The organism is Anaerolineales bacterium (assembly GCA_015075725.1).
In the GTDB taxonomy this organism is placed as follows: domain Bacteria; phylum Chloroflexota; class Anaerolineae; order Anaerolineales; family Villigracilaceae; genus Villigracilis.
Genome location: JABTTV010000001.1, coordinates 4339203 through 4359021 on the forward strand (window position 1 = coordinate 4339203; position 19819 = coordinate 4359021).

19 protein-coding genes and 1 other annotated feature (1 of these 20 running past the window's edge) are annotated in these 19819 nt (G+C 53.7%); of the genes, 7 read left to right on the forward strand and 12 right to left on the reverse strand.

Translation table 11 applies throughout. The features are described 5' to 3' along the window. Positions 1 to 46 (reverse strand) — a binding site (T-box leader); it reaches 258 nt to the left of the window's first position. Positions 47 to 82: 36 nt separating this feature from the next. From tsaD to HS100_20895, 11 genes are all read right to left on the reverse strand, one after another. Next, positions 83 to 1126: a tRNA (adenosine(37)-N6)-threonylcarbamoyltransferase complex transferase subunit TsaD gene (gene tsaD / locus HS100_20845; protein ID MBE7436376.1), complete on the reverse strand. Its 1044-nt coding sequence runs from the start codon at positions 1124 to 1126 to the stop codon at positions 83 to 85. Between the two features lie 90 nt (positions 1127 to 1216). Beyond that, positions 1217 to 2026, reverse strand: coding sequence for an AAA family ATPase (locus tag HS100_20850; GenBank protein ID MBE7436377.1), 810 nt, complete (start codon positions 2024 to 2026; stop codon positions 1217 to 1219). Positions 2027 to 2083: 57 nt separating this feature from the next. Then, positions 2084 to 3304 (reverse strand): aminopeptidase P family protein, encoded by a 1221-nt coding sequence (locus HS100_20855; protein ID MBE7436378.1) that lies wholly within the window; start codon positions 3302 to 3304, stop codon positions 2084 to 2086. Beyond that, positions 3301 to 3720: a hypothetical protein gene (locus tag HS100_20860; protein ID MBE7436379.1), complete on the reverse strand. Its 420-nt coding sequence runs from the start codon at positions 3718 to 3720 to the stop codon at positions 3301 to 3303. The genes HS100_20855 and HS100_20860 overlap by 4 nt, the downstream gene beginning before the upstream one ends. Before the next feature lie 195 nt (positions 3721 to 3915). Continuing rightward, positions 3916 to 5274, reverse strand: a complete 1359-nt coding sequence (locus HS100_20865) for an L-seryl-tRNA(Sec) selenium transferase (protein MBE7436380.1) — start codon at positions 5272 to 5274, stop codon at positions 3916 to 3918. Then, positions 5258 to 5671 (reverse strand): hypothetical protein, encoded by a 414-nt coding sequence (locus HS100_20870; GenBank protein MBE7436381.1) that lies wholly within the window; start codon positions 5669 to 5671, stop codon positions 5258 to 5260. Before HS100_20870 ends, HS100_20865 begins: the two co-directional genes overlap by 17 nt. Before the next feature lie 58 nt (positions 5672 to 5729). After that, positions 5730 to 6767 carry a VWA domain-containing protein gene (locus tag HS100_20875; GenBank protein ID MBE7436382.1) on the reverse strand — a complete coding sequence of 346 codons (1038 nt, stop codon included), beginning with the start codon at positions 6765 to 6767 and terminating at the stop codon, positions 5730 to 5732. Between the two features lie 68 nt (positions 6768 to 6835). Further along, positions 6836 to 7843, reverse strand: coding sequence for a VWA domain-containing protein (locus tag HS100_20880; protein ID MBE7436383.1), 1008 nt, complete (start codon positions 7841 to 7843; stop codon positions 6836 to 6838). Between the two features lie 7 nt (positions 7844 to 7850). Further along, the gene (locus tag HS100_20885; protein MBE7436384.1) at positions 7851 to 8750 is read right to left on the reverse strand and encodes a DUF58 domain-containing protein; all 900 of its coding nucleotides are present in this window, start codon (positions 8748 to 8750) and stop codon (positions 7851 to 7853) included. Next, positions 8719 to 9693: a MoxR family ATPase gene (locus HS100_20890; GenBank protein ID MBE7436385.1), complete on the reverse strand. Its 975-nt coding sequence runs from the start codon at positions 9691 to 9693 to the stop codon at positions 8719 to 8721. Before HS100_20890 ends, HS100_20885 begins: the two co-directional genes overlap by 32 nt. Before the next feature lie 215 nt (positions 9694 to 9908). Then, on the reverse strand, positions 9909 to 10748 hold the full coding sequence (locus HS100_20895; GenBank protein MBE7436386.1) for a trypsin-like peptidase domain-containing protein: 840 nt from the start codon (positions 10746 to 10748) through the stop codon (positions 9909 to 9911). 206 nt (positions 10749 to 10954) lie between these two features. On the opposite strand from HS100_20895, the gene HS100_20900 reads away from it, so the two are divergent. The 4 genes from HS100_20900 to HS100_20915 all read left to right on the forward strand — a co-directional run bounded on the left by HS100_20900 (position 10955) and on the right by HS100_20915 (position 15346). Further along, positions 10955 to 11467, forward strand: a complete 513-nt coding sequence (locus HS100_20900) for a nitroreductase family protein (protein MBE7436387.1) — start codon at positions 10955 to 10957, stop codon at positions 11465 to 11467. A gap of 143 nt (positions 11468 to 11610) precedes the next feature. Further along, positions 11611 to 12030: a hypothetical protein gene (locus tag HS100_20905; protein ID MBE7436388.1), complete on the forward strand. Its 420-nt coding sequence runs from the start codon at positions 11611 to 11613 to the stop codon at positions 12028 to 12030. A 78-nt stretch (positions 12031 to 12108) separates the two neighbouring features. Next, positions 12109 to 14889 (forward strand): TIR domain-containing protein, encoded by a 2781-nt coding sequence (locus HS100_20910; GenBank protein ID MBE7436389.1) that lies wholly within the window; start codon positions 12109 to 12111, stop codon positions 14887 to 14889. Then, on the forward strand, positions 14870 to 15346 hold the full coding sequence (locus HS100_20915) for a hypothetical protein (protein ID MBE7436390.1): 477 nt from the start codon (positions 14870 to 14872) through the stop codon (positions 15344 to 15346). The genes HS100_20910 and HS100_20915 overlap by 20 nt, the downstream gene beginning before the upstream one ends. 86 nt (positions 15347 to 15432) lie before the next feature. On the opposite strand, the gene HS100_20920 is transcribed toward HS100_20915, so the two are convergent. Beyond that, positions 15433 to 15873 (reverse strand): hypothetical protein, encoded by a 441-nt coding sequence (locus tag HS100_20920; GenBank protein ID MBE7436391.1) that lies wholly within the window; start codon positions 15871 to 15873, stop codon positions 15433 to 15435. Between the two features lie 122 nt (positions 15874 to 15995). On the opposite strand from HS100_20920, the gene HS100_20925 reads away from it, so the two are divergent. The 3 genes from HS100_20925 to HS100_20935 all read left to right on the forward strand — a co-directional run bounded on the left by HS100_20925 (position 15996) and on the right by HS100_20935 (position 19766). After that, positions 15996 to 17462: a pyridoxal-phosphate dependent enzyme gene (locus HS100_20925; GenBank protein ID MBE7436392.1), complete on the forward strand. Its 1467-nt coding sequence runs from the start codon at positions 15996 to 15998 to the stop codon at positions 17460 to 17462. A 48-nt stretch (positions 17463 to 17510) separates the two neighbouring features. Then, entirely contained in the window at positions 17511 to 18068 is a 558-nt protein-coding gene (locus tag HS100_20930) for a hypothetical protein (protein ID MBE7436393.1), read from the forward strand. A gap of 87 nt (positions 18069 to 18155) precedes the next feature. After that, on the forward strand, positions 18156 to 19766 hold the full coding sequence (locus HS100_20935) for a transposase (protein MBE7436394.1): 1611 nt from the start codon (positions 18156 to 18158) through the stop codon (positions 19764 to 19766). Positions 19767 to 19819 lie beyond the last annotated feature (53 nt).

The following is a 19819-nucleotide window of genomic DNA, read 5'->3' on the forward strand; positions in this document are numbered from 1 at the left end:
CTGTATTCGTCGTACAAAGCTTACTCGTCCTCTTCATTGCCGGTTGAATATTAAGGCGATTATATGCGGAACAATTCATCTGTCAAGATGCAGCAATTGTCGACAGCGGCCAGGTGGGATAAACATCAATATCCATTTCCGAAACATGCCCCAACGAATATCTGAAATAGCCCGCCGCGCCGATCATTGCGGCGTTGTCGGTGCAAAGCGAAAGTGGCGGGATATGGACGGGAAACTCACTCTGGCTTTTGAATGCTTCACGCAGGGCACGGTTTGCGGAGACTCCGCCCGCAACAAGGATTTCCTTCGCGCCAAATTCACGCGCCGCATCCATCGTCTTTTTAAACAGCACATCCACAACGGCCTTTTGGAACGAAGCCGCAAGATCGTTAACGGGCAATTCGTTTCCGGCTCTCTTCAAGCCTTTCACTTCATACAACACTGAGGTCTTCACTCCGCTGAAGGAAAAGTTCCAGGTCCCATCGAGCCAGGCACGGGGGAACTTGAAGCGGTTTGGGTCGCCCTCCTCCGCCGCTTTCTGGAGGGATGGTCCGCCCGGGTAGGGTAAATCCAACAAACGGGCGACCTTATCGAAAGCTTCGCCCGCCGCGTCATCCAGTGTCGAACCGAGGCGTTGATAAGTCAAATGATCGGTCATGAGATTAAGTTCGGTGTGACCGCCTGAAACAAGCAATGCCATGAGCGGAAATTTCGGTTCCGGCGGAATTTCATCGTCTGCTTTGTAGACCCACGCCGAGTAGATATGCCCTTCGAGATGATTCACACCAACAAGCGGTTTATCGAGCGCAAGTGAGATTCCCTTCGCAGTGTTGACACCGACGACAAGCGAACCGGCGAGACCGGGTCCCTGCGTGACAGAGACCGCATCTATATCGTTAAGTGTGAGATGCGCCTTTGCCAGGGCGTCGTTCACGACAGGCACGATGCTCAAGACATGCTGGCGCGACGCGACCTCGGGGAATACGCCGCCATAACGCGCGTGGATGTCCATCTGTGAAGCGACAACCGATGAGAGTAATGCGCGTCCGTTCTCGATGACGGCGCAGGCGGTTTCATCACAAGAGGTTTCGATGGCAAGGATACGGGCAGGTTTGAACTCGGTCATCGTTGTTTTCTTTTTACCACAAATATCGCAAACAACCAAAAGATTCTTACTTTTTTCTCAGTGGTTTATGTGCGCTGCGCAATGAAATCCCTACAAATACCTTAAAAACACATCGGGATTCGCAAGGAAATCCCGCGTCAAATTGACATGTTCCAGTTGATCATATTTCACTTCGCGGATCACGCCTTCATGGAATAGAAGGATCTGCGCGCCAGGGAAGGCGAGGATGATCGGCGAATGCGTGGCAATGATGAACTGCGCCTCCTCCTCCTCGATCATCTGTTTGAGCGCCGACAGGAAACTGAGTTGCCGTGACGGCGAAAGCGCCGCCTCTGGTTCATCCAGCAGGTACAAACCACCGGGAACGAAACGTGCTTGAAACAAGGCGAGGAAGGCTTCACCGTGTGAAAAGTTATCTAAATCCTTACCATAACGATTTTTCATCGCCACCAGTTGACCTGCATACGGCAAGCGCGCCAGATCTGCCGCATATTTGGAGCGGCCTTTGTACTCGTGCTCCACGTTGTTATATTCTTCTTCCAATTCTTCGCGCGTCTCACGCATGGATCGGGCATAGCCGAAAAAATCCTCAGCGCGCATGAAGAAGCCTTTTCGAGTGCGCTTCGTCCATGCCAGTTTGAAGTAATTCGCCAGCCTGCGGATGGGCGCAAGAGACTTATCCGTTTTTACACTCACACTCCCGACCGTGATAGATTCAATCGCGCATGCCAGCGCCTCCAATACTGTGGATTTGCCCGAGCCGTTCTCTCCCACAAAGAAGGTAACCGGCGATTTAAAACGAATCTCCGAAAGCGAACGAATCACCGGAACCATAAAGGGGAAGTCGCCCGCGTCGCTTTCAAGATATGGACGCGGAGCGAGGGATAGGAGGTGGATCATTTGCGGAAGATGGCCGGTGGACAATATTCGACGGTCTATCGTCCATCGCCATGGTTTTTATTTCTTATTCCACTTCTTCATCGGCAGGACGAAATCGTAGGGAAACTCAGCCAATTTCTCCACCGACCCATCGGGCCGCATCCAATACGAGTCCTCGATGCGCACACCCATCCCCTTCTCGGGATAATACAGGCCGGGTTCGATGGTAAAAACCGTTCCCGGTTTGAGGCGGTTATCATCAGACATATTGTGCCTGCTCCACGGCCGTTCATGGATGTTCAGTCCGATGCCATGCCCAAGCGAATGGACGTAGCCCTCGGTCAAAACGCCTTCGGTGTTCATCTGGTGCTTATGGCCGTTCTTCCCAAATTCATCACAGGTGAGTTTTTGATACTCCTTGAATGCGGCGTTCAAGTCGATATTCTCGACGACCTTCTCGTAGACTTCCTGCACTTCATCGAATAATTTTTGAGACTCAGGCGTGGCATAACCAAGGCTCCATGTGCGGGTGAAGTCATAGTAGTAGCCCCCTCCCGCCTCAGCCGGATAAATATCGAACACGATGGTTTGACCGAGGCGCATCAAATCGGCCGGATTGCCTGCAGAATGAGGCACACCGGCATCGTGTCCGATGGCGAAAATAAAGCCGGATGGCAATTCACCACCCAACTCGGATACCCACAAGCGGATCAAGGAATGAACATCTCCCACAGAGAGCGGAGAACCGTCCTCCTTCAACAATGTTTCGTCATCCCGCACCGCGCAATTAACAAGATAATCGCGCACCCTGCCCACCACCTCCACTGTCAAGTCGCCAACCTTGCGAATTCGGTCGACTTCCTTCGCATCCTTCGATTCCATCGCATACATGAAGATCGAATCATCCTGATTCTCGCCAACCAATTCCAGCTCCGGCACCGCCGCCTTGATTTTTTCGATGATATGAAGCGCCATTGCCAGATCGGTATGACCAAACATCCCCACACGTCCGGAGGTTAAACCGTATTCGGTCAGAAGTTCCCTCGGGCGTTTTGCGAGTTCTTCCATCGCGCCTGTGCGGACAGGGATGACATTTAATCCACTCTTCTCGGCTTCTTCGCGCTCCATTGCGTTGCAAAAAAACACGGGATCCTCGCCCTGTTTCTTAATCAGGACGGCCTTGTTGATATGCCCTCCGCCGGTCAGGTAATACATGGGCGGATTGTGCTCGGCGTTCCCAAGCACGATCATGGCATCAAAGTTTCTAGCCTGCATCAATGTATCAAGATCTGATTTCATGTCATCTCCAATGAGTTGATTTGCACAAATTCTCGCGCCAGTTCTTCGTTCTCGATCTCCAATTGTACAAGATTCTTCCCGCGTAAATATTTAGCGGCGATGCCGATCAATTGGTCGGAATTGCTGAAAAACGCCAGTGCCGTCAGCGGGCGGCGGGTGACCAACCTTCCATAAAAAGGCACCGCCAACGATTTGACTACCATCTCCACCACGCTCCCGCCAATCATGCCAGCGATCAATCCGGCAGAACCGCCCAACACGAAGGGTAAGTTCAATGTCTGCGGAGTGGTCCCTTCGGGAGCGATCAGCGTCACCGGCACAAAAATGAACACGCCGATCACAAAACCGCCGATCAAAAACGGGATCAAAGTTACCTTTGCGATGCTTCGTTCCTTATCCGCACACGTTTTGCACATCGGAATCTTCAAACTCATCTCCACAGGCTGATTTCTTTTTTGAACTCCCATACTTAAAGTCAATCCGAACATTTCCTCACCGGTTCTGCCGCAATTGATGCATTGTTTCGGAAATGTTAGCGGCGGTGGATTCTTCGGATCGCGAATGGGAATTTGGATGAGCATCGTTGTATCAGATAAATCAGGAAACCCGCGTCATGCTCTTAATAAATTCTTCAGCCCGACCAACAATGCGCCTTCCTGCTCCGGCAGAACAGTTCGGGGGTCGAGAAGCACTTTATCGTTTTCCGTGCGGGCAACAATGGGCGGATTATTCTTTCTCAGTGCAAGTAAAAATTTATCAGCTGAATTGACCTGCAACTCAAGCAAATTGGTCGGGATGGATTCATCCGGTAGCGAACCACCGCCTACTGTGGATTGACCTTCAATTACATTACCCTGACCCAACTCATCCCGCCACGCCTCAGCCCGACCTCGAACCTGTTTCAACGTCAAAGACATCATCTTCAGGATGGGGATTTCCCGCTCCGCCTCGTCCTTGAGATAATGCGTCAACGTCGCAGACAAACCGGCAAGGCAGGATTTATCCGCCCGGACAGCGCGCGCCAGCGGATGTTTTTTGATCCTTTCGAGCAGATCCTTATTGCCAAGAATGATTCCCGATTGCGGGCCGCCCAGCAATTTATCACCGGAAAACATGACCAGGTCCGCGCCTGCTTGAAGAGACTCTTGCACGGTCGGTTCGTGGGAAAAACCATATTTCGCCGTATCGTATAACGCCCCGGAACCCAAATCGTCAGCGACGGGAACCCCCGCTTTATGCGCAACTTCGACGATCTTTTCGAACTCCGGTTCGTCTGTAAAGCCGACGATCCTGAAATTGGAACGATGTGCCCGCAGGACGAGCGCGGCAGGCTCTTCCAACTCGGTTTGATAATCAGATAACCGGACCTTGTTGGTCGCCCCCACTTCCACGAGTTTCGCGCCGGATTGTTTCATCACATCGGGCACTCGAAAGCCGCCGCCGATTTCGACGAGCTGTGAGCGGGCGATGACAACGCGCTTTTTGTTCGCCAGAGCGGAAAGGGTCAATAAAACAGCGGAGGCGCAATTATTGACCACCAGCGCAGACTCGGCGCCGGTGAGTTTGCGCAACAATGATTCGGCATGGGTTAAACGCGATCCGCGCTTGCCGGTTTCCAGATCGAATTCCAGGTTGGAATATCCGCGCGAGACCGCATCCATCGCGCGGATGGTCGCTTCGCTCATTGGCGCGCGACCAAGATTGGTATGGAGGATAACGCCTGTGGCGTTGATGACCGGTAAAAGAGTCTGTGCCGTCCACCCGGCAAGGGTCGATTCGGCTTGGGTGAGAATCCATTCGTTCGATGGCAGAGCGGTTTCCGGGTCCAGTTTGAAGCGCGCGCGGATGTCGTCCAATGTCTGGCGAAGCGCATCCAAAGTCAAAGGACGGCCGAATCGCGTTATCAAATGCGCGGTTATTTCGGTTTGCAACAACGATTCGATGGAGGGCAGGTTACGAAGAGTCGTCATCGTGGATCACGGGCGGGCGGCGGCTGGCTTTCTCGCGGATGCGGATGAAATATTCGGCGGCGATCAATCCGCCTGCAAGGCCGAGGATGATGTAAAGTGTGACGAGCCGGCCGAGTTGAAGCCAGGCAAGCGTCGCACCATAAACCCCGACCCAGGTCGCCTGACGGATGATGACATTGGATTCAGCGGGCGGTTCGGTTGGAAAACGCTGATGGAGATAATAAACAACAGGAAGCGCAGTGCCCGTAAGCGCCATGAGCAGAAGAGCGAAGAACCCCCAACGGGACCATACGAAAGGCAGGGTCATCGTAATAACGAGATACAAACCGCCCCATCCGATTGCGGCAAGCGCAAATGCGGTAACACCGAAAGGTTTGAACTCAAGATGTTCATTCATCGTTGGAATTATACCCGCATCAGATTTCAGTTAAAAGCCTGACAGGTCTTGATAAGAATTACAGCAAGGGGTTCCAGATCATCGAGAGCAATACGGCGAGAACGATTAGGATCGCCGCAATCGCCGCAAAGATGACGCTTATCTCCGTTGTTTCGGTAATGGTAAACAGCTGGGTGGGCAGGCTGTCGAAGACCTGCTGCAATTCAGCAGAACTTTCAGCGAGGTGGTAAGAACCTCCCGTCATGGAGGCGATGCGTCTGAGAGTCTCTTCATCGATCTCCCTGCGGAATTGACCGCCTCCCCCGCCGAAGAAGGGATCGAACGGGTCGGAGTAGGAAGCGAAGGGGTTGCAATTCATCGGCGCAGTGTTATTGACAGTGCCGAAGCCGATGGTATAGACGCGCACACCGCGATCCGCAGCCATTTGCGCGGCTTGAAGCGGATCGATGCCGGTGGTCGCCACGCCGTCGGTCAGCAAAACGACGATGGCTCGCACGTATTGACCTTCGGGTAATGGAATGATCTCCATGCCGGAATAGGGGCTAGGGACGTCATCATCGAATTCCGAGATCGCTTCAAGCGACATGAGAATGCCTTCACCGATCGCCGTGCGCCGGGCTGTGGTGATGTTTTGAATGGTGGCTTCGAGCAAATTCCGGTCGGTTGTGGGCGGTTGGGCAATGACGGCAAAACCCGCAAAGACAACGATGCCGATCTGGGTATCCGAATCCTGCGATTTGATGAACTCCAATGCCGCAGCCTTCGCGGATTCCAGCCGGTTCGGGTAAATGTCTGTGGAACACATACTTCGCGAAACATCGATGGAGAGGATGATGGTGGCGTTCGATGCGGGAAGCGTAACAACAGAGACCGGTCTCGCCATTGACATGATCAGGCTTGACATTGCCAGCAGGAACAAGACAAATGGCAGATGCCGCTTCCATTGGGATTGCCTGGGGGCAGCGGCGCGAATCAACGACAGGCTCGAATACCGCACTGAAAACGGTTTACGCCGCCTCAGGATCACGACGTAGGCGAGAACCGAAATGGGTATCAGCGCGAAAAGATATAAGACTGGTGACCAGAGCAGTTCCATCAGGACCTCCAGTGCCAAACCCTCACCCCAACCCTTTTCCTGCGGGGGAAGGGCCGGGGATGAGGGCGTCACGGCACACGGCTAAACCACAACAACGACAACAGACCGCCGACCAGCAAAACAAAAACGCTCACGCCCGCGAACACAGCCGTGACTTCCGTTTCCTCCTGCTCGACATTAAGTTTCGGCTCGATGCTTTCATACACTTCGCGCAGATCTTCCTCGTTCTGTGCGTTGTAATACGCTCCTTGTGTGATCTCGGAAATCTGCTTCAAGGCTTCTTCGTCCACCTGGGTAAAGACCGTAAATCCGTTGACGGTCAACATGGTGCCTTCAGGACTTCCCACTGCGATCGTGTGAATGCGCACACCCCGTTCCGCGGCAAGCAATGCCGCTTGGAGCGGATTCGGGTTCATGTTATTCTCGCCGTCGGTGAGCAGCACGATCGCCGCAGATTGATCCACGACCATTTCAGGGCTGGCGTTGAGAGGAGCAGGAACGTCCGCGCCTTCGAAACCCGTTATGGGTTCCTGACCCGTCAGATTCGCGATCGTGTTCAAAGAAGCAACGATCCCGTTTGCAAGCGATGTGCCGCGCTGGGGTCTTAACCGTTCTATCGCTTCGACGATGGCCTTCTGGTCTGCGGATGGGATGAGAACCGATAATCCGCTCTCACTGAACGCCACCACACCGACCCGCACCGTGGAAGGCTGACGCGAGACGAAATCAATGGCAACCGCTTTTGCCGCTTCGAGGCGGTTTGGCTTGAAATCCTCCGCCGCCATGCTGCCGGAAATATCGAAGGCAAGAACGACGATCCCCTCAACTTTTGGAAGACCGACCACCATCTGCGGGCGCGCAAGGGCGATGAATAAAACCGTCAGACCGAGCAAAAACAAAATGGCGGGGATGTGCCGCCTCACACCCACGCCGCGGCCCGATGCCTGTTGGACCAAGCCCAGGCTTCCATAACGAAGCGCGATCTGCGCCCGCCGCCTTTGCATCCGCAGGTACAGCAAGACCAGCAGCGGAATCAGAATCAACGACCAGAGCATGGAGATCCAAATGAAAGACACGGCTTCGTTATCTCCGTCGCTGCCGCCGCAGCATCACAAAACTTGCGATCGCATGGATCAAATCCGCTTCGGTCGAAAGCGGAAGCACGTCCACGCCAGCGCGTTTGAATGAGGCATCCAACTCCGCCTCCCGTTTGCGGGCCGCCTCCATGAACCGCATGCGAAATTTCTTATCCTGCGTGTCGACATAGATCTGCTCCCCGGTTTCGGCGTCCTCCAAAATCACGTGACCGACATCGGGCAGATGAGTCTCGCGCGGATCCCACAACCGAATCGCGATCACTTCATGGCGGCGGCTGAGCAGGCTCAGCGAACGTTCCCAGCCCGGCTCGCTGATGAAATCCGATACGACGAAGATGAGCGAACGTTTCTTGATGGCGTGCAATCCGCCGTTTATCAGAACCGACAGGTCGGTCATGGGCGCGCGCTTGAGATGCGGCTGTTTGAGCAGATCGTTGATGAGGCGCAGGACGTGCAAACGCCCGCTTCTTGCCGGGAGCCGATGCTGGATGCCGTTCCCGAACATGATCGCCCCGACGCGATTCCCGTGCCGCGTGAGCAGGCGCGACAATACAGCCACGAAATCGATCAAGACGTTGCGCTTCTGGTTATCGAGCGCGCCGAAATCAACGGAGGGGCTCAGGTCGAGCAAAAACCAGGCGATGATCTCGCGGTCTTCCATGTATTCGCGGACGTAGGGCACATCCATGCGCGCGCTGACGTTCCAGTCGATGTAGCGGATGTCGTCCTGCGGCTGGTACTCGCGCAAGTCGGCAAAGTCCACGCCGTACCCGCGGAACAGACTGCGATAATCGCCCTGCAAATATCCGTCGAGGCGGCGGATGACCTGCCAGTCGAGCCGGTGCAGGATGCGCTCAGGAGTTCGCGCGGACGTTGAAGTGTTCATTCAATGGCACCACGGGGATCGGAACACGGTCGAGGATCTGGGAAAGGATTTCGTCGCTCGTCACTTCATCTGACAGCGCTTCGTACGAAAGTACCAACCTGTGACGGATGACATCGAGAGCCATGTCCACCACATCCTGCGGCAGGACGTAATTCCGTCCGCGCACAAAGGCAAGCGCTTTTGCGGTAAGGATGAGATTGATGGATGCGCGCGGGCTGGCTCCAAATGTTATATATCGTTCCATGTCGGGCAGACTCACGATTTTCGGACTGCGCGTTGCGGTCACGACTTTCACGGCATATTCGATGAGCGACGGGTCGACATAGACCTGGTCGGCTTTCTTTTGCAATTCCAGCAACTCATCGGTATTCAATACTTTTTGCACGCCCTGCAAAGCGCCGGTCATGCGCTCGACGATGACGAATTCCTCGGTCGTGGTTGGATAGCCGATCAACACTTTGAGCATGAAGCGGTCCACTTGCGCTTCGGGCAGGGCGTACGTCCCTTCGGTTTCGATGGGATTTTGGGTCGCCAGCACCAAAAACGGACTCGGCACTTTGAAAGTCTCACGTCCGATGGTCACCTGACGTTCCTGCATCACCTCGAGCAGGGCGCTTTGCACCTTGGCAGGCGCGCGGTTGATCTCGTCTGCAAGCAATAAATTCGTGAACACAGGACCAAGCGATGTATTGAATTCGCCCGTCTTCTGGTTGTAGATGCGCGTGCCGACCAGGTCCGCGGGGACAAGGTCGGGCGTGAATTGGATGCGTTTGAAATCGCCGCCGATGGAATCCGCGAGCGTTTTGATCGCCATCGTTTTCGCCAAGCCGGGCACGCCTTCCACGAGGATGTGTCCGCGCGCAAGCAATGCCACGATCAGCCGTTCGAGCAAATGGTCCTGCCCGACGATGATCTTCTTCACTTCATACAATACACGTTCCATGGGAAGTTTATTTTCACGGTTTGTTTGTTCCATGCGAGAGTCTCCTTGTGTATTAACGTCATTGCGAACGAGCGCCGGTCGAGTGCTGCCGAAGGCAGTGTATCGAGACCAAGCGAGTGAAGCAATCTTTATTTAATCAGTGAGATTGCCCCGGGCTGGGTCTCGATACGCGCTTCGCGCTACTCGACCAGCAGCTCTCGCAATGACATGACAAATCAGTACGGCGGCGAGCCCATCCCGCCGAGGGCGGTGTTGATGGGTACTGCGAAACCGATGCCGACAAAAAAGTTTTCTTCCGTGGGGTTGATCAGCCCGGTAACGATGCCGATCACGTGACCCTGCCGGTTCAACAGCGGTCCGCCCGAATTGCCGGGGTTTGCCGCTGCGTCGAACTGGATCATACCGGGGATCTCAAGATTGCTATCCGGCACGCGAAACGTGCGATTAAAACCGGAAATGACCCCCGATGTCATCGAGCTGTACAAGCCAAAGGGATTCCCAACGACAAAGGCTTCATCCCCCACCCGCATCGCCCCAGGGTTCCCCAACACGGCAGGAACCACAGTCAACGGAGTATCCAATGCCTGGATGACGGCAAGATCGAGCTCGGGCATTTCAGCGACGACCTGCGCCTCGGACTTGGTCCCGTCTGCAAAGGTAACGTTGATGCGGGTCGCGCCTTCGATGACGTGCAGGCTGGTGAGGATATCGCCGAACGAATCAACGACCACGCCGCTCCCCAAGCCGAAATCTGATTCTGAATCCTGATGCGCTTCTTCGATCTCGATCAACACCAGCGACGGCTGGATGATCTGATAGACCTGCGCGGAATATGCAGGCGGAGGCGTCGCGGACGCCATCGCGATCGCAACGGATTCTTCGACATCCTCTGCGCTGAGTTGATCCGGCGCGACGACGACAAGATGATAGAGAAGAAAAGCCAACAGGGCGGCAAAAACTCCAGAGGCGAAAGGCATGCCCCGGCGCAAGCGCGAAGCGACGTGCGTTATCCATCCCTTAAATCGCTCGAATTTGGAATCAGGCGATTCGCTCATACAATGTTCCTGATGTTGTAAAGGAAAGAGGGTGAGAGTTGGTCACTTGCCATGAATTACTATAAGTTGTTTATTTTAGATAAAGATGAGAGGATTAAGGAGGTTCTTACAGGTGAAAGCATGCACGAATGGGCGGGGGAATGTATACTTTGGCGGGTTGACAGTGGCCAGTTATCAGTGAACAGTGATCAGAAAGTGAGGCGAAAATGAATGTGGCTGATGCGATTCGATTGAAGCGGGCAGTGCGAAAGTTCCAGGATAAGCCTTTGCCTGATGATGTGGCGCATGCGATCTTGAACGCGGGGCGCAGGTCGCAGTCGTCGAAGAATAATCAGGCCTGGCGGTTCATTGCGATTCGAAATAAATCGATCTTGAAGGAATTATCGACCTGCGGCGAATGGGCGGGGCATCTCGCAGGCGCAGCATTGGGGGTTGCAATTTTGACTCCCGACCCCGGAGGTAAGTTTCAGATCATGTTCGATGCCGGGCAGGCGGCGGCGTTCATGCAGCTCGCGGCATGGGAGTTGGGAGTCGGCTCGGTCCCGGCTTCGATCTACGAGCCCGAAAAAGCGCGGGGCATTTTAGGCTTTCCTGCTGAATGGCATTTGCGGATCGCGCTGTCGTTCGGGTATCCGCTCGATGAAGGGAAATTATCCGCGCCGCCGAAAAAGGGCGGACGGATTTCGTTCGAAGATGTAGTGCATTGGGAGAAGTGGTAGGTTTCAGGTTTCAGGTTTCAGGTTTCAGGTTTCAGGTTTCAGGTCAGAAGGTGAATTCAAAGTAGTTCTTACGAGATACACCAAAACTGAATGTTGCTGACGTATAATAAAAGGAAATCCGCTGGTAGAGAAAGGGAACTGTCATGGCAAAGAAAATCACTGACCACGAGATCAAACATTTGGAATTCATCCAGAAAGTGATCGACCGCATGGGATCGAATTCCTTCCAGATGAAAAGCTGGATGTTGGTGGTCGCCACCGCCCTGCTCGGCTCGTTCGCCAACACGCAGAATAAGAACTTCGTACTGTTGGCGATCTTCCCCACCGTCATCTTTTGGTTCCTCGATGCCTACTTCCTGCAGCAGGAACGCAAGTTCCGCGGCGTGTACGACGACGTGATCGGAAACTCCAAGGAACCGAAGCCCGTCGCTCCTTTCACCATGCCCATCGGACAATATCAAGGCGGGAAATATTCCTTGTGGGACGTCTTCACTTCGATGACGATATTCACGCTTTATGGCTCGATCATCGTGATTTTGCTGGCGATCTATTTCTTCTTGTAAAACGACCGTCCACGAATAGCCATTCGTTTATTCGCGAGTTATTCGTGGACGGCTCTCCACCCCGCAGGGAGTCAACCCATGAGCCATTGTTTTATCAGTTACACAAACGCCAAAACAGAAGCGGACGCCATTCAACTTGCCATTAAACTGGCAGACAAGTTGAAAGGCGAGCCGCCTCACATTGACATTTGGATCGATAACCGTTCAATTCAGGTGGGAAACTGGGACGAACAAGTCAGTGAAGCAATAAAATCCTGTAAATGCATGCTCTTCATTGCGTCGCCGGACAGCGTGACCGCAAACTCCATTTGCGCGGATGAAATCGATTGGGCGCTTCGATATAAAAAGACGGTCATTCCCCTGATTGCTTATGAAAATGTTGACATTCCCTTCCGGTTGAGCCGCCGAAAATTCATCGACTTTACCGGTGACTTTGAAATCGCGTTGTCGCAACTACGGAATTTGATCGCATGGTTGGACACGCCGGAGGGAATACTCCAATCCTTGAAAGACCGCCTTGCCGACGCCAACCGCGATTTGAGACGCGCCAGCGAAGCGGACAAAGCGCGTATTCAAGCGGATATCGACGATTTGAAAAAGCAAATCGAAACGCAACAGAAGATCGTCGATAATCCCGAAGCCGCGCAGGCGCAAACACAAAAGAATATTGACACGGGTCTTGAGCGTGAACGCCAGCCCGAAAAACCAGCGGCTAAAGCAACTTCCACAAAATTCATCAATCCCCCTCCGGGTGTTGCGCCTCCATATTTTCAAGATCGTTACTTTGAAACAGAACTGGTCGCGAATTTCCTCAAAGACGCGTCCAAGCGTTTGATGACCATCATCGGTCGCGCAGGGATCGGAAAGACCGCCACGATTTGCCGTTTATTGAAGGATTTGGAAAGGGGCGTGCTTCCCGACGATCTTGGCGAAATGCAGGTGGACGGGATTGTATATTTGAGCGAGGTAGGCAGTCACAAAGTCAGTTTTGCAAACATTTTTTACGATCTGTGCAAGCTACTCCCCGCAGATGATTTCAATAAACTTGATTCAATTTACAAAAATCCTCAGGGCAGCACGGAAAGCAAGATGCTCGCCCTGCTCGATCATTTCCAGGGCAAGCCTGTCATACTATTGCTTGATAATTTCGAGCCGCTTGTCAATGAAGAGTTAAAGAATCTCCCTATTCGGGATGGTGAATTGGACGAAGCTCTACGCGCCTTGTTGAACGGACCGCATACAGAAGTCAAAGCCATCATCACAACACGCATGCCTCCGGAAGCCTTGAATTCGATCCAACCCGGGCGCCAGCGTGTCCATCATTTGGAAAAGGGATTGGAACCGGAAGATGCAGTCGAAATGCTGAGGAAAATGGACAAGGACGGCATTCTTGGCTTGAAGAATGCGGACAAAGATCTGCTTATGCGTGCCCACGACCACACGCGCGGGTTTCCAAAAGCCTTGGAAGCGTTATTTCAAATCCTTTCCTCCGACCGTTATACGATGCTCGATGAACTGCTCGCCATGCCGCTGCCCGAGAACGTAGTGGATGCGCTGGTGGGCGAAGCCTTCAACCGTTTGGACACGAACGCGCAAAAGGTGATGCAGGCGTTGGCGGTCTATAACCGTCCCGTGACTCCCGCCGCCGTGGACTACCTGCTCGCGCCGCACATCCCCGCCATGGACAGCGCGCCGATTTTGCAGCGGCTGGCGAATATGCACTTCGCTCGCAAGGAAAGCGGACGGTTTTATTTACATCCTGTTGATAGGGAGTTTGCGTTTGGGTTGATTCCTGTGGAAGATTTAACCACGAAGGACACGAAGGTCACAAAGGAAAAAACAAAGAAATCAACCGCTAAGACCGCAAAGCCCGCGAAGGAAGATTTTGAACTTATTTTTGAATCTTTGCTTTCTTCGCGCACTTCGCGGTTCAATGCTTTTACCCAACACGATTTGACCACCCGCGCCGCCGACTACTTTGCCCAAGCCCGCAAGCCCCGCGCGGAATGGAAAAAACTGGAAGACCTTTCCGCGCAACTGGCGGAATTTGACCTGCGCTGCGCCGCTGGTGATTATGATACAGCGGCAAGTGTGCTAAAAGATTTCGATTTTGATTGTCTGCTACTTTGGGGGCATTATCGCTTGATGATAAGTCTTCACGAAATGGTGAAAGGAAACATTTCTGACAAGTACCTAAAAGGGTATAACTTGACAAGTCTTGGAAATGCTTCGATAAGTATTGGAAATTCCCGCGAAGCGATTAAGTATATTGAACAGGCACTTGAAATAGACAGAGAAATTCAAGATAAACAGGGCGAAGGCGTAGATCTCAACAGGCTGGGGAGTGCGTATTTGGCTTTAGAAGATGCGCGTAAAGCGATTGACTTTTACGAACAATCTTTGGTCATCGCCCGTGAAATCGGGGATAAAAAAGCAGAAGCAACGGGCTTGTTGAGTATCGGGCTGGTTTATTTAGCAGAGGGAATAGATGACACAAGAACATTACAATTATTCCAACAATCACTTGCTATATTCGAGCAAATAGAATACATGCGAGGCAAAGCACAAAGTTTTTTGTTTTTAGGAATGCTTGCGTATGTTCAAAATCGTGATAATGATGCAAAAGATTTTTATCAACAAGCACAAGAAATAGCAATGAATATAGGAGCAAAATCCTTGCTCGCGACAATAAAGTTTCTTTGTTCGCCCCTTGATGGTGTTATGCTCGGAAAAGAAGAAGCCTTGCATTTAATGAGCGAAGCCAAAGAAACTTTTGCCGAATTGGGGATGAATGTATTTGATGAACAACAAACTGAGAAATTAATGCAGATGTTTACTAATGGACAATTTCCTGAATAGCAATAGCACACATCTGTACGCCACCATCGAAGCCGCGCTGGGATATGATGTGCCAAAAAACAATCACAATGCCAGCGCCCTGCACGGAATCATCGTCTTGCGGCAGGGAGATGAGGTCACGGCACGGGGAGCCTTCGTCCGCGCGATAGGGCAGGCGGATGAGATCCTGTCCAAGACGGCGGAGTATTACTCCGCGCTGGATGCGAAGGGGTTGGCGTTATGTGGGTTGGCAGTTGTCGGTGGACGGTTGACGGCAGACGGTGAAGGACTGACAACCGTCAACAATCAACCGCCAACAATATATCGTCAACAAGCGATTGAGACATTCCGAAAAGCGCGGAAGATTGCGCCACATGCGGGGATTGTGAAATCCGTGTTGCGGTTGTTCGATGAATTGGTCAAGTGCGATAAAGAGGGTGTTTTAAAAGATGTGAGGAAGGCAGCGGAAGGAAAGTAACCCCCACCCGCCGAAGGTCCCCCAAATACGACATTTATATATCACCGAATTAGGGAGAGTTTTTATTGTCGTATTTGGGGGAGGTGTCACGGAGTGACGGAGGGGGCTCTCCCGCGAAGCGAATTCAACACCTTCGTCACCAGCATCCCGCCGGGGACGGCAAGGATGAAAGTCAAGACCGCAGAGATGATCAAACCGATCACGGCGCAGATCCCGATCCAGATAAACGCATAGGCGATGGGATCCTTTTCCACCACCTCCCCGTTCGAGTCTTCGCAGTGCAGTTCATATGCCGTGGAGGGGCGGGTATTGCCGTATTCATCGGTCGTGGTGGTTTGATACGAATAACTTCGGGGAGCGGTCCCTTCGGGGCAAAGGAAGGCGCCCACATTGACGATCACAAAATCGGTGGACGAGGTGACCCCTCCCACTGCGAACGCCACCGGCATGATGCAGCTGCCGATGATCGTGATCAACAGGAACCAGATCAAACATCCTGAAACAGCCGTTGTGGTTTTGTTGTTCATTTCCAAATTCTCCGCTTTCGGTTTTCTCCAAACTATACCCCCGCTGCTCACAAAAACAATAACCCATTTCTCCCGATGTGTACTATAATCAAGTTGTCTGACAAATTTCAGGAGGCTCTCCCATGACAACCATCGACCTCACAATCCACAAAGACCGCCGCGCCCGCGCCGTTCAACGCGCAAAAGAGCGCAATATCATCATTCCCACCTACGCCCAGATGAAAGACCCTTCGAAGATCCCCGCAAAGATCAAGGATGAATTGAAGGGAATCGGACTCTGGGACATCCACCCGAGGAATCTCTTCCGCATCAACTGGCACAACCAACCCACCGCTTCCGGCGGGACCTATGGCGGAGTCAACTTTCTCGAACTTCCCTCTTCGCTGACGGGGGTCAAAGCCCGCATCATCGTCATCGTCGGCAAATGGTTCCCCACCGGCGCGCATAAGGTCGGCGCCGCGTTCTCTTGCCTGGTGCCGCGCCTGGTCACCGGTCAATTCGACCCGACCACGCAAAAAGCCGTCTGGCCCTCCACCGGCAATTACTGCCGCGGCGGCGCATATGATTCCGCATTGCTTGCCTGCGAATCGATCGCGATCCTGCCCGAAGGCATGTCGAAGGAACGCTTCGAATGGCTTTCAAAGGTTGCAGGCGAGACCATCAAAACCCCCGGTTCCGAATCGAACGTCAAGGAAATTTTCGACAAATGCTGGGAACTGCGCAAGTCCGGTCAGGATCTGATGATCTTCAACCAGTTCGACGAATTCGGCAACTACCTCTGGCATTACGAAGTCACCGGTCACGCCATGGAGGAAGTGCTTAAAAAAGTGATGGGACCGAAGGATCGCTATCGCGGCATGGCGTCCGCCACAGGCTCGGCAGGGACGATTGCCAGCGGCGATTACATGAAACATCTTTATCCAGACAGCAAGATCGTCGCCAGCGAAGCCCTGCAATGCCCGACCCTCCTGGAAAATGGATTCGGCGCGCATCGCATCGAAGGCATCGGCGACAAGCACGTCCCCTGGATCCATAACACCAAGAACACAGACGTGGTTGTCGCGATCGACGATAACGCTGTCGTGAATATTTCACGCCTCTTCAACGAGGAGAACGGACGCGCCTATCTCGTCGGCAAAGGAGTCCCTGAATCTCTCATCTCCAATCTCGACCTTTTGGGCTTCTCCGGCATCTCGAACGTGCTCTCCTGCATGAAAGCCGCCAAATACTACGAGATGGACGAGAACGATATCATGATCACCGTCCTGACCGACTCGATGGAACTGTACCGCTCCCGCCTGCACGAGATGCACCAGGAGTTCGGCGAATACAGCGAGAAGGATGCCGCCGCCGACTTCGCCCGCTACCTGCACGGGCAGTCCACGGATAACATGCTCGAGCTTCGCTACAACGACCGCCGCCGCGTGCATAACCTCAAGTATTACACCTGGGTCGAACAGCAGGGAAAGACCTACGACGAGATTCAAGCCCAGTGGTATCAGCCCGATTACTGGACGAACGTCCAAAAACAGGCGGATGAGATCGATGAGTTGATCGTCGCGTTCAACAAGGATGTTGGGTTAATATAAAAACAAGACCTCCGAAGTTTGTAAAACCTAGGAGGTCTATCCTAATCCATGTCCCTCTCCCCTTCCTCCCTCGTCCTCGTCTGCCTGCTCCCCACTCCGCGCGATCTGGAAATCGCCCGCCTGCTTGGCTGGTATCGCATTCCATTGCGCAGCGCGCCCAAAGTCGTCAGCGTGGATTATCTCGCGTTCTACCAACCAGGTTCCTTCGGGGAAAGAGGCGGGCAGATCGAATATATTGCCCAGGCTAAGGGACACGAGTTAACCACGAGAGGCGAGTTGCTCAAGGATGAGTCGGATCATCCAAGGGCGAAGGAAGAATATTTCAAGATCCAGTTGGGGGCGCTTGAAAAACTTAAAGAGCCCATCAAGACAGATAAATGGAAGCGGCTGACCTTTCTCTACTCGACCGGCGAATATTTGCTCAACGCCAAAACGCTGAACGATCTGGTCGTGGAGGGAGAGGAGCGAATCCTGTTATGGAAGAGCCTGCGGGAACGCGCTGAAAACGGGCAGTTATACAAGACCGAACTGCCCGAAGCCGACATCCCGCCGGAAGTGCTGGCGGCGCTGCTCGGGATCAAGGATCTGACGGGGGAATACGGATAAAACGTCCCGGGCGGCATTTCCAAAATGTCAGGAAACCGCCCGGGGGCGTCCTTGCCCGCGGGTGGTAGAAGTGTTACACTTTAATCGATGCCAGCTGATTTAATGATCGTCACCCCGTCTGCCAGCCTCGGCGAATCGATCCGCCGTTCGTTGGAGGATACGAACTTCTACAGGGTGCATGTCGTCAATAATAAAGCTTCCGCCATCGTAAAGGCGAATCAGATCGGCGCGCCCATTGCCATGCTCGATCTCGCGCTCGGCGAAGACTGGGTGCAGGAGATCGGGATCGCTCTGCGGACCGTAAGCGGAAGCATCAACCTGATCCTGCTCTGTGAAGAATCCGGCTCGCCCCCGGCTCTCGATTCGTTGCGCCCATGGATCATGGTCCGCAAACCTTTTCAGATCTCCGACTTTATGAACGCGCTCAGCCAGCCCCAGCCTTCCCCCTCCCCATCGGCTTCGATGTCCTCGACCACGATGCAATATCTGCCTTGGCTCAGCGACCAGAACAAAGCCGCCCAGCACCTCACCCGCCTCACATTGGAATCCTCGGCGCAAGCCGCGTTGATAACCCAGCGGAGCGACCTATGGGCGTACGCGGGCGGTCTTTCGCAAAACGCCGCAAAGGAAGTGGCGCAGACCGTCACCCGCAACTGGGACGGACAAAAGGGATCGGACCTCCTGCGCTTCATCCGACTCGAAAGCACCAAAGCGGAGCACATGCTCTACGCCACCCGCCTCACCTCAGACTCGATACTGGCTCTGGTCTTCGATGCCGAGACTCCCTTCAGCACGATCCGCAAACAGGCGGGCAAACTGCTAAGCGATTTCGGAACCGACCCATCCGAGGCACGGAGCCCTCAAGGCGGAGGCGACGATTATTTGGGTGAAGAAGAGATCGAAATACCGCCCATTTCGAATATCCTTGCGGATGTCCCGGCTCCGAATCCCGAGCCGATAACAACCCGGGAATTCAACCTGCCGCGCAGAAATGAAAACTTCGATCCCAACGAGACCCGCGTCTCCGATCCGCTTTCCGATGCGGCAGTTTTCAGCCGCGAACCTTCACCCGCCGTCACGCGAAAATCGAGCGCGAAAATACAGAAACAGGCCGAGCCGGTGAACAAGGCTCAGACCGCATTCGATGATGTGGAAGTCACCGCGCCGTCCCGATCCAAACCGAGGCCTGCGACCCCCATCGCGCGGTCGCTGCCCGGCGAAACGGATCTGACCCGCGAAAGCCCGACGACCGAAGCGGCGCGAAAACTGACCGCCGAACCGATCACTGCCGGGTTGTATCACCTGACATATGCCTGTTTGCTCATTCCGCGCTTCTCGTCACATTACCTTACCGGCGACCTCTCGGATAACCTGAGTGAATGGCTTCCGAATATCTGCATCGCCTTCGGCTGGCGGCTGGAATATCTTGCCGTGCGCCCCGAATATTTGCAATGGGTCGTGAACGTGCAGCCGAACACTTCCCCCGGTCACCTGATGCGCATCATGCGCCAGCAGACCTCGGAGAAAATTTTCAGCCAGTTCCCGCGCGTCAAAAAGGAAAATCCCTCCGGCGATTTCTGGGCGCCCGGTTATCTCATCATGGGCGGATCGCAACCCCACCCGCCGCAGCTCGTCCGCGATTACATCCGCACCACCCGCCAGCGTCAGGGACTCGACGATATGCCGCCTGCGCGGTAATTTTCTAAAACATAAGTTCTAAATTAGGAAACGCAGAGTATAATTGCTCTGCG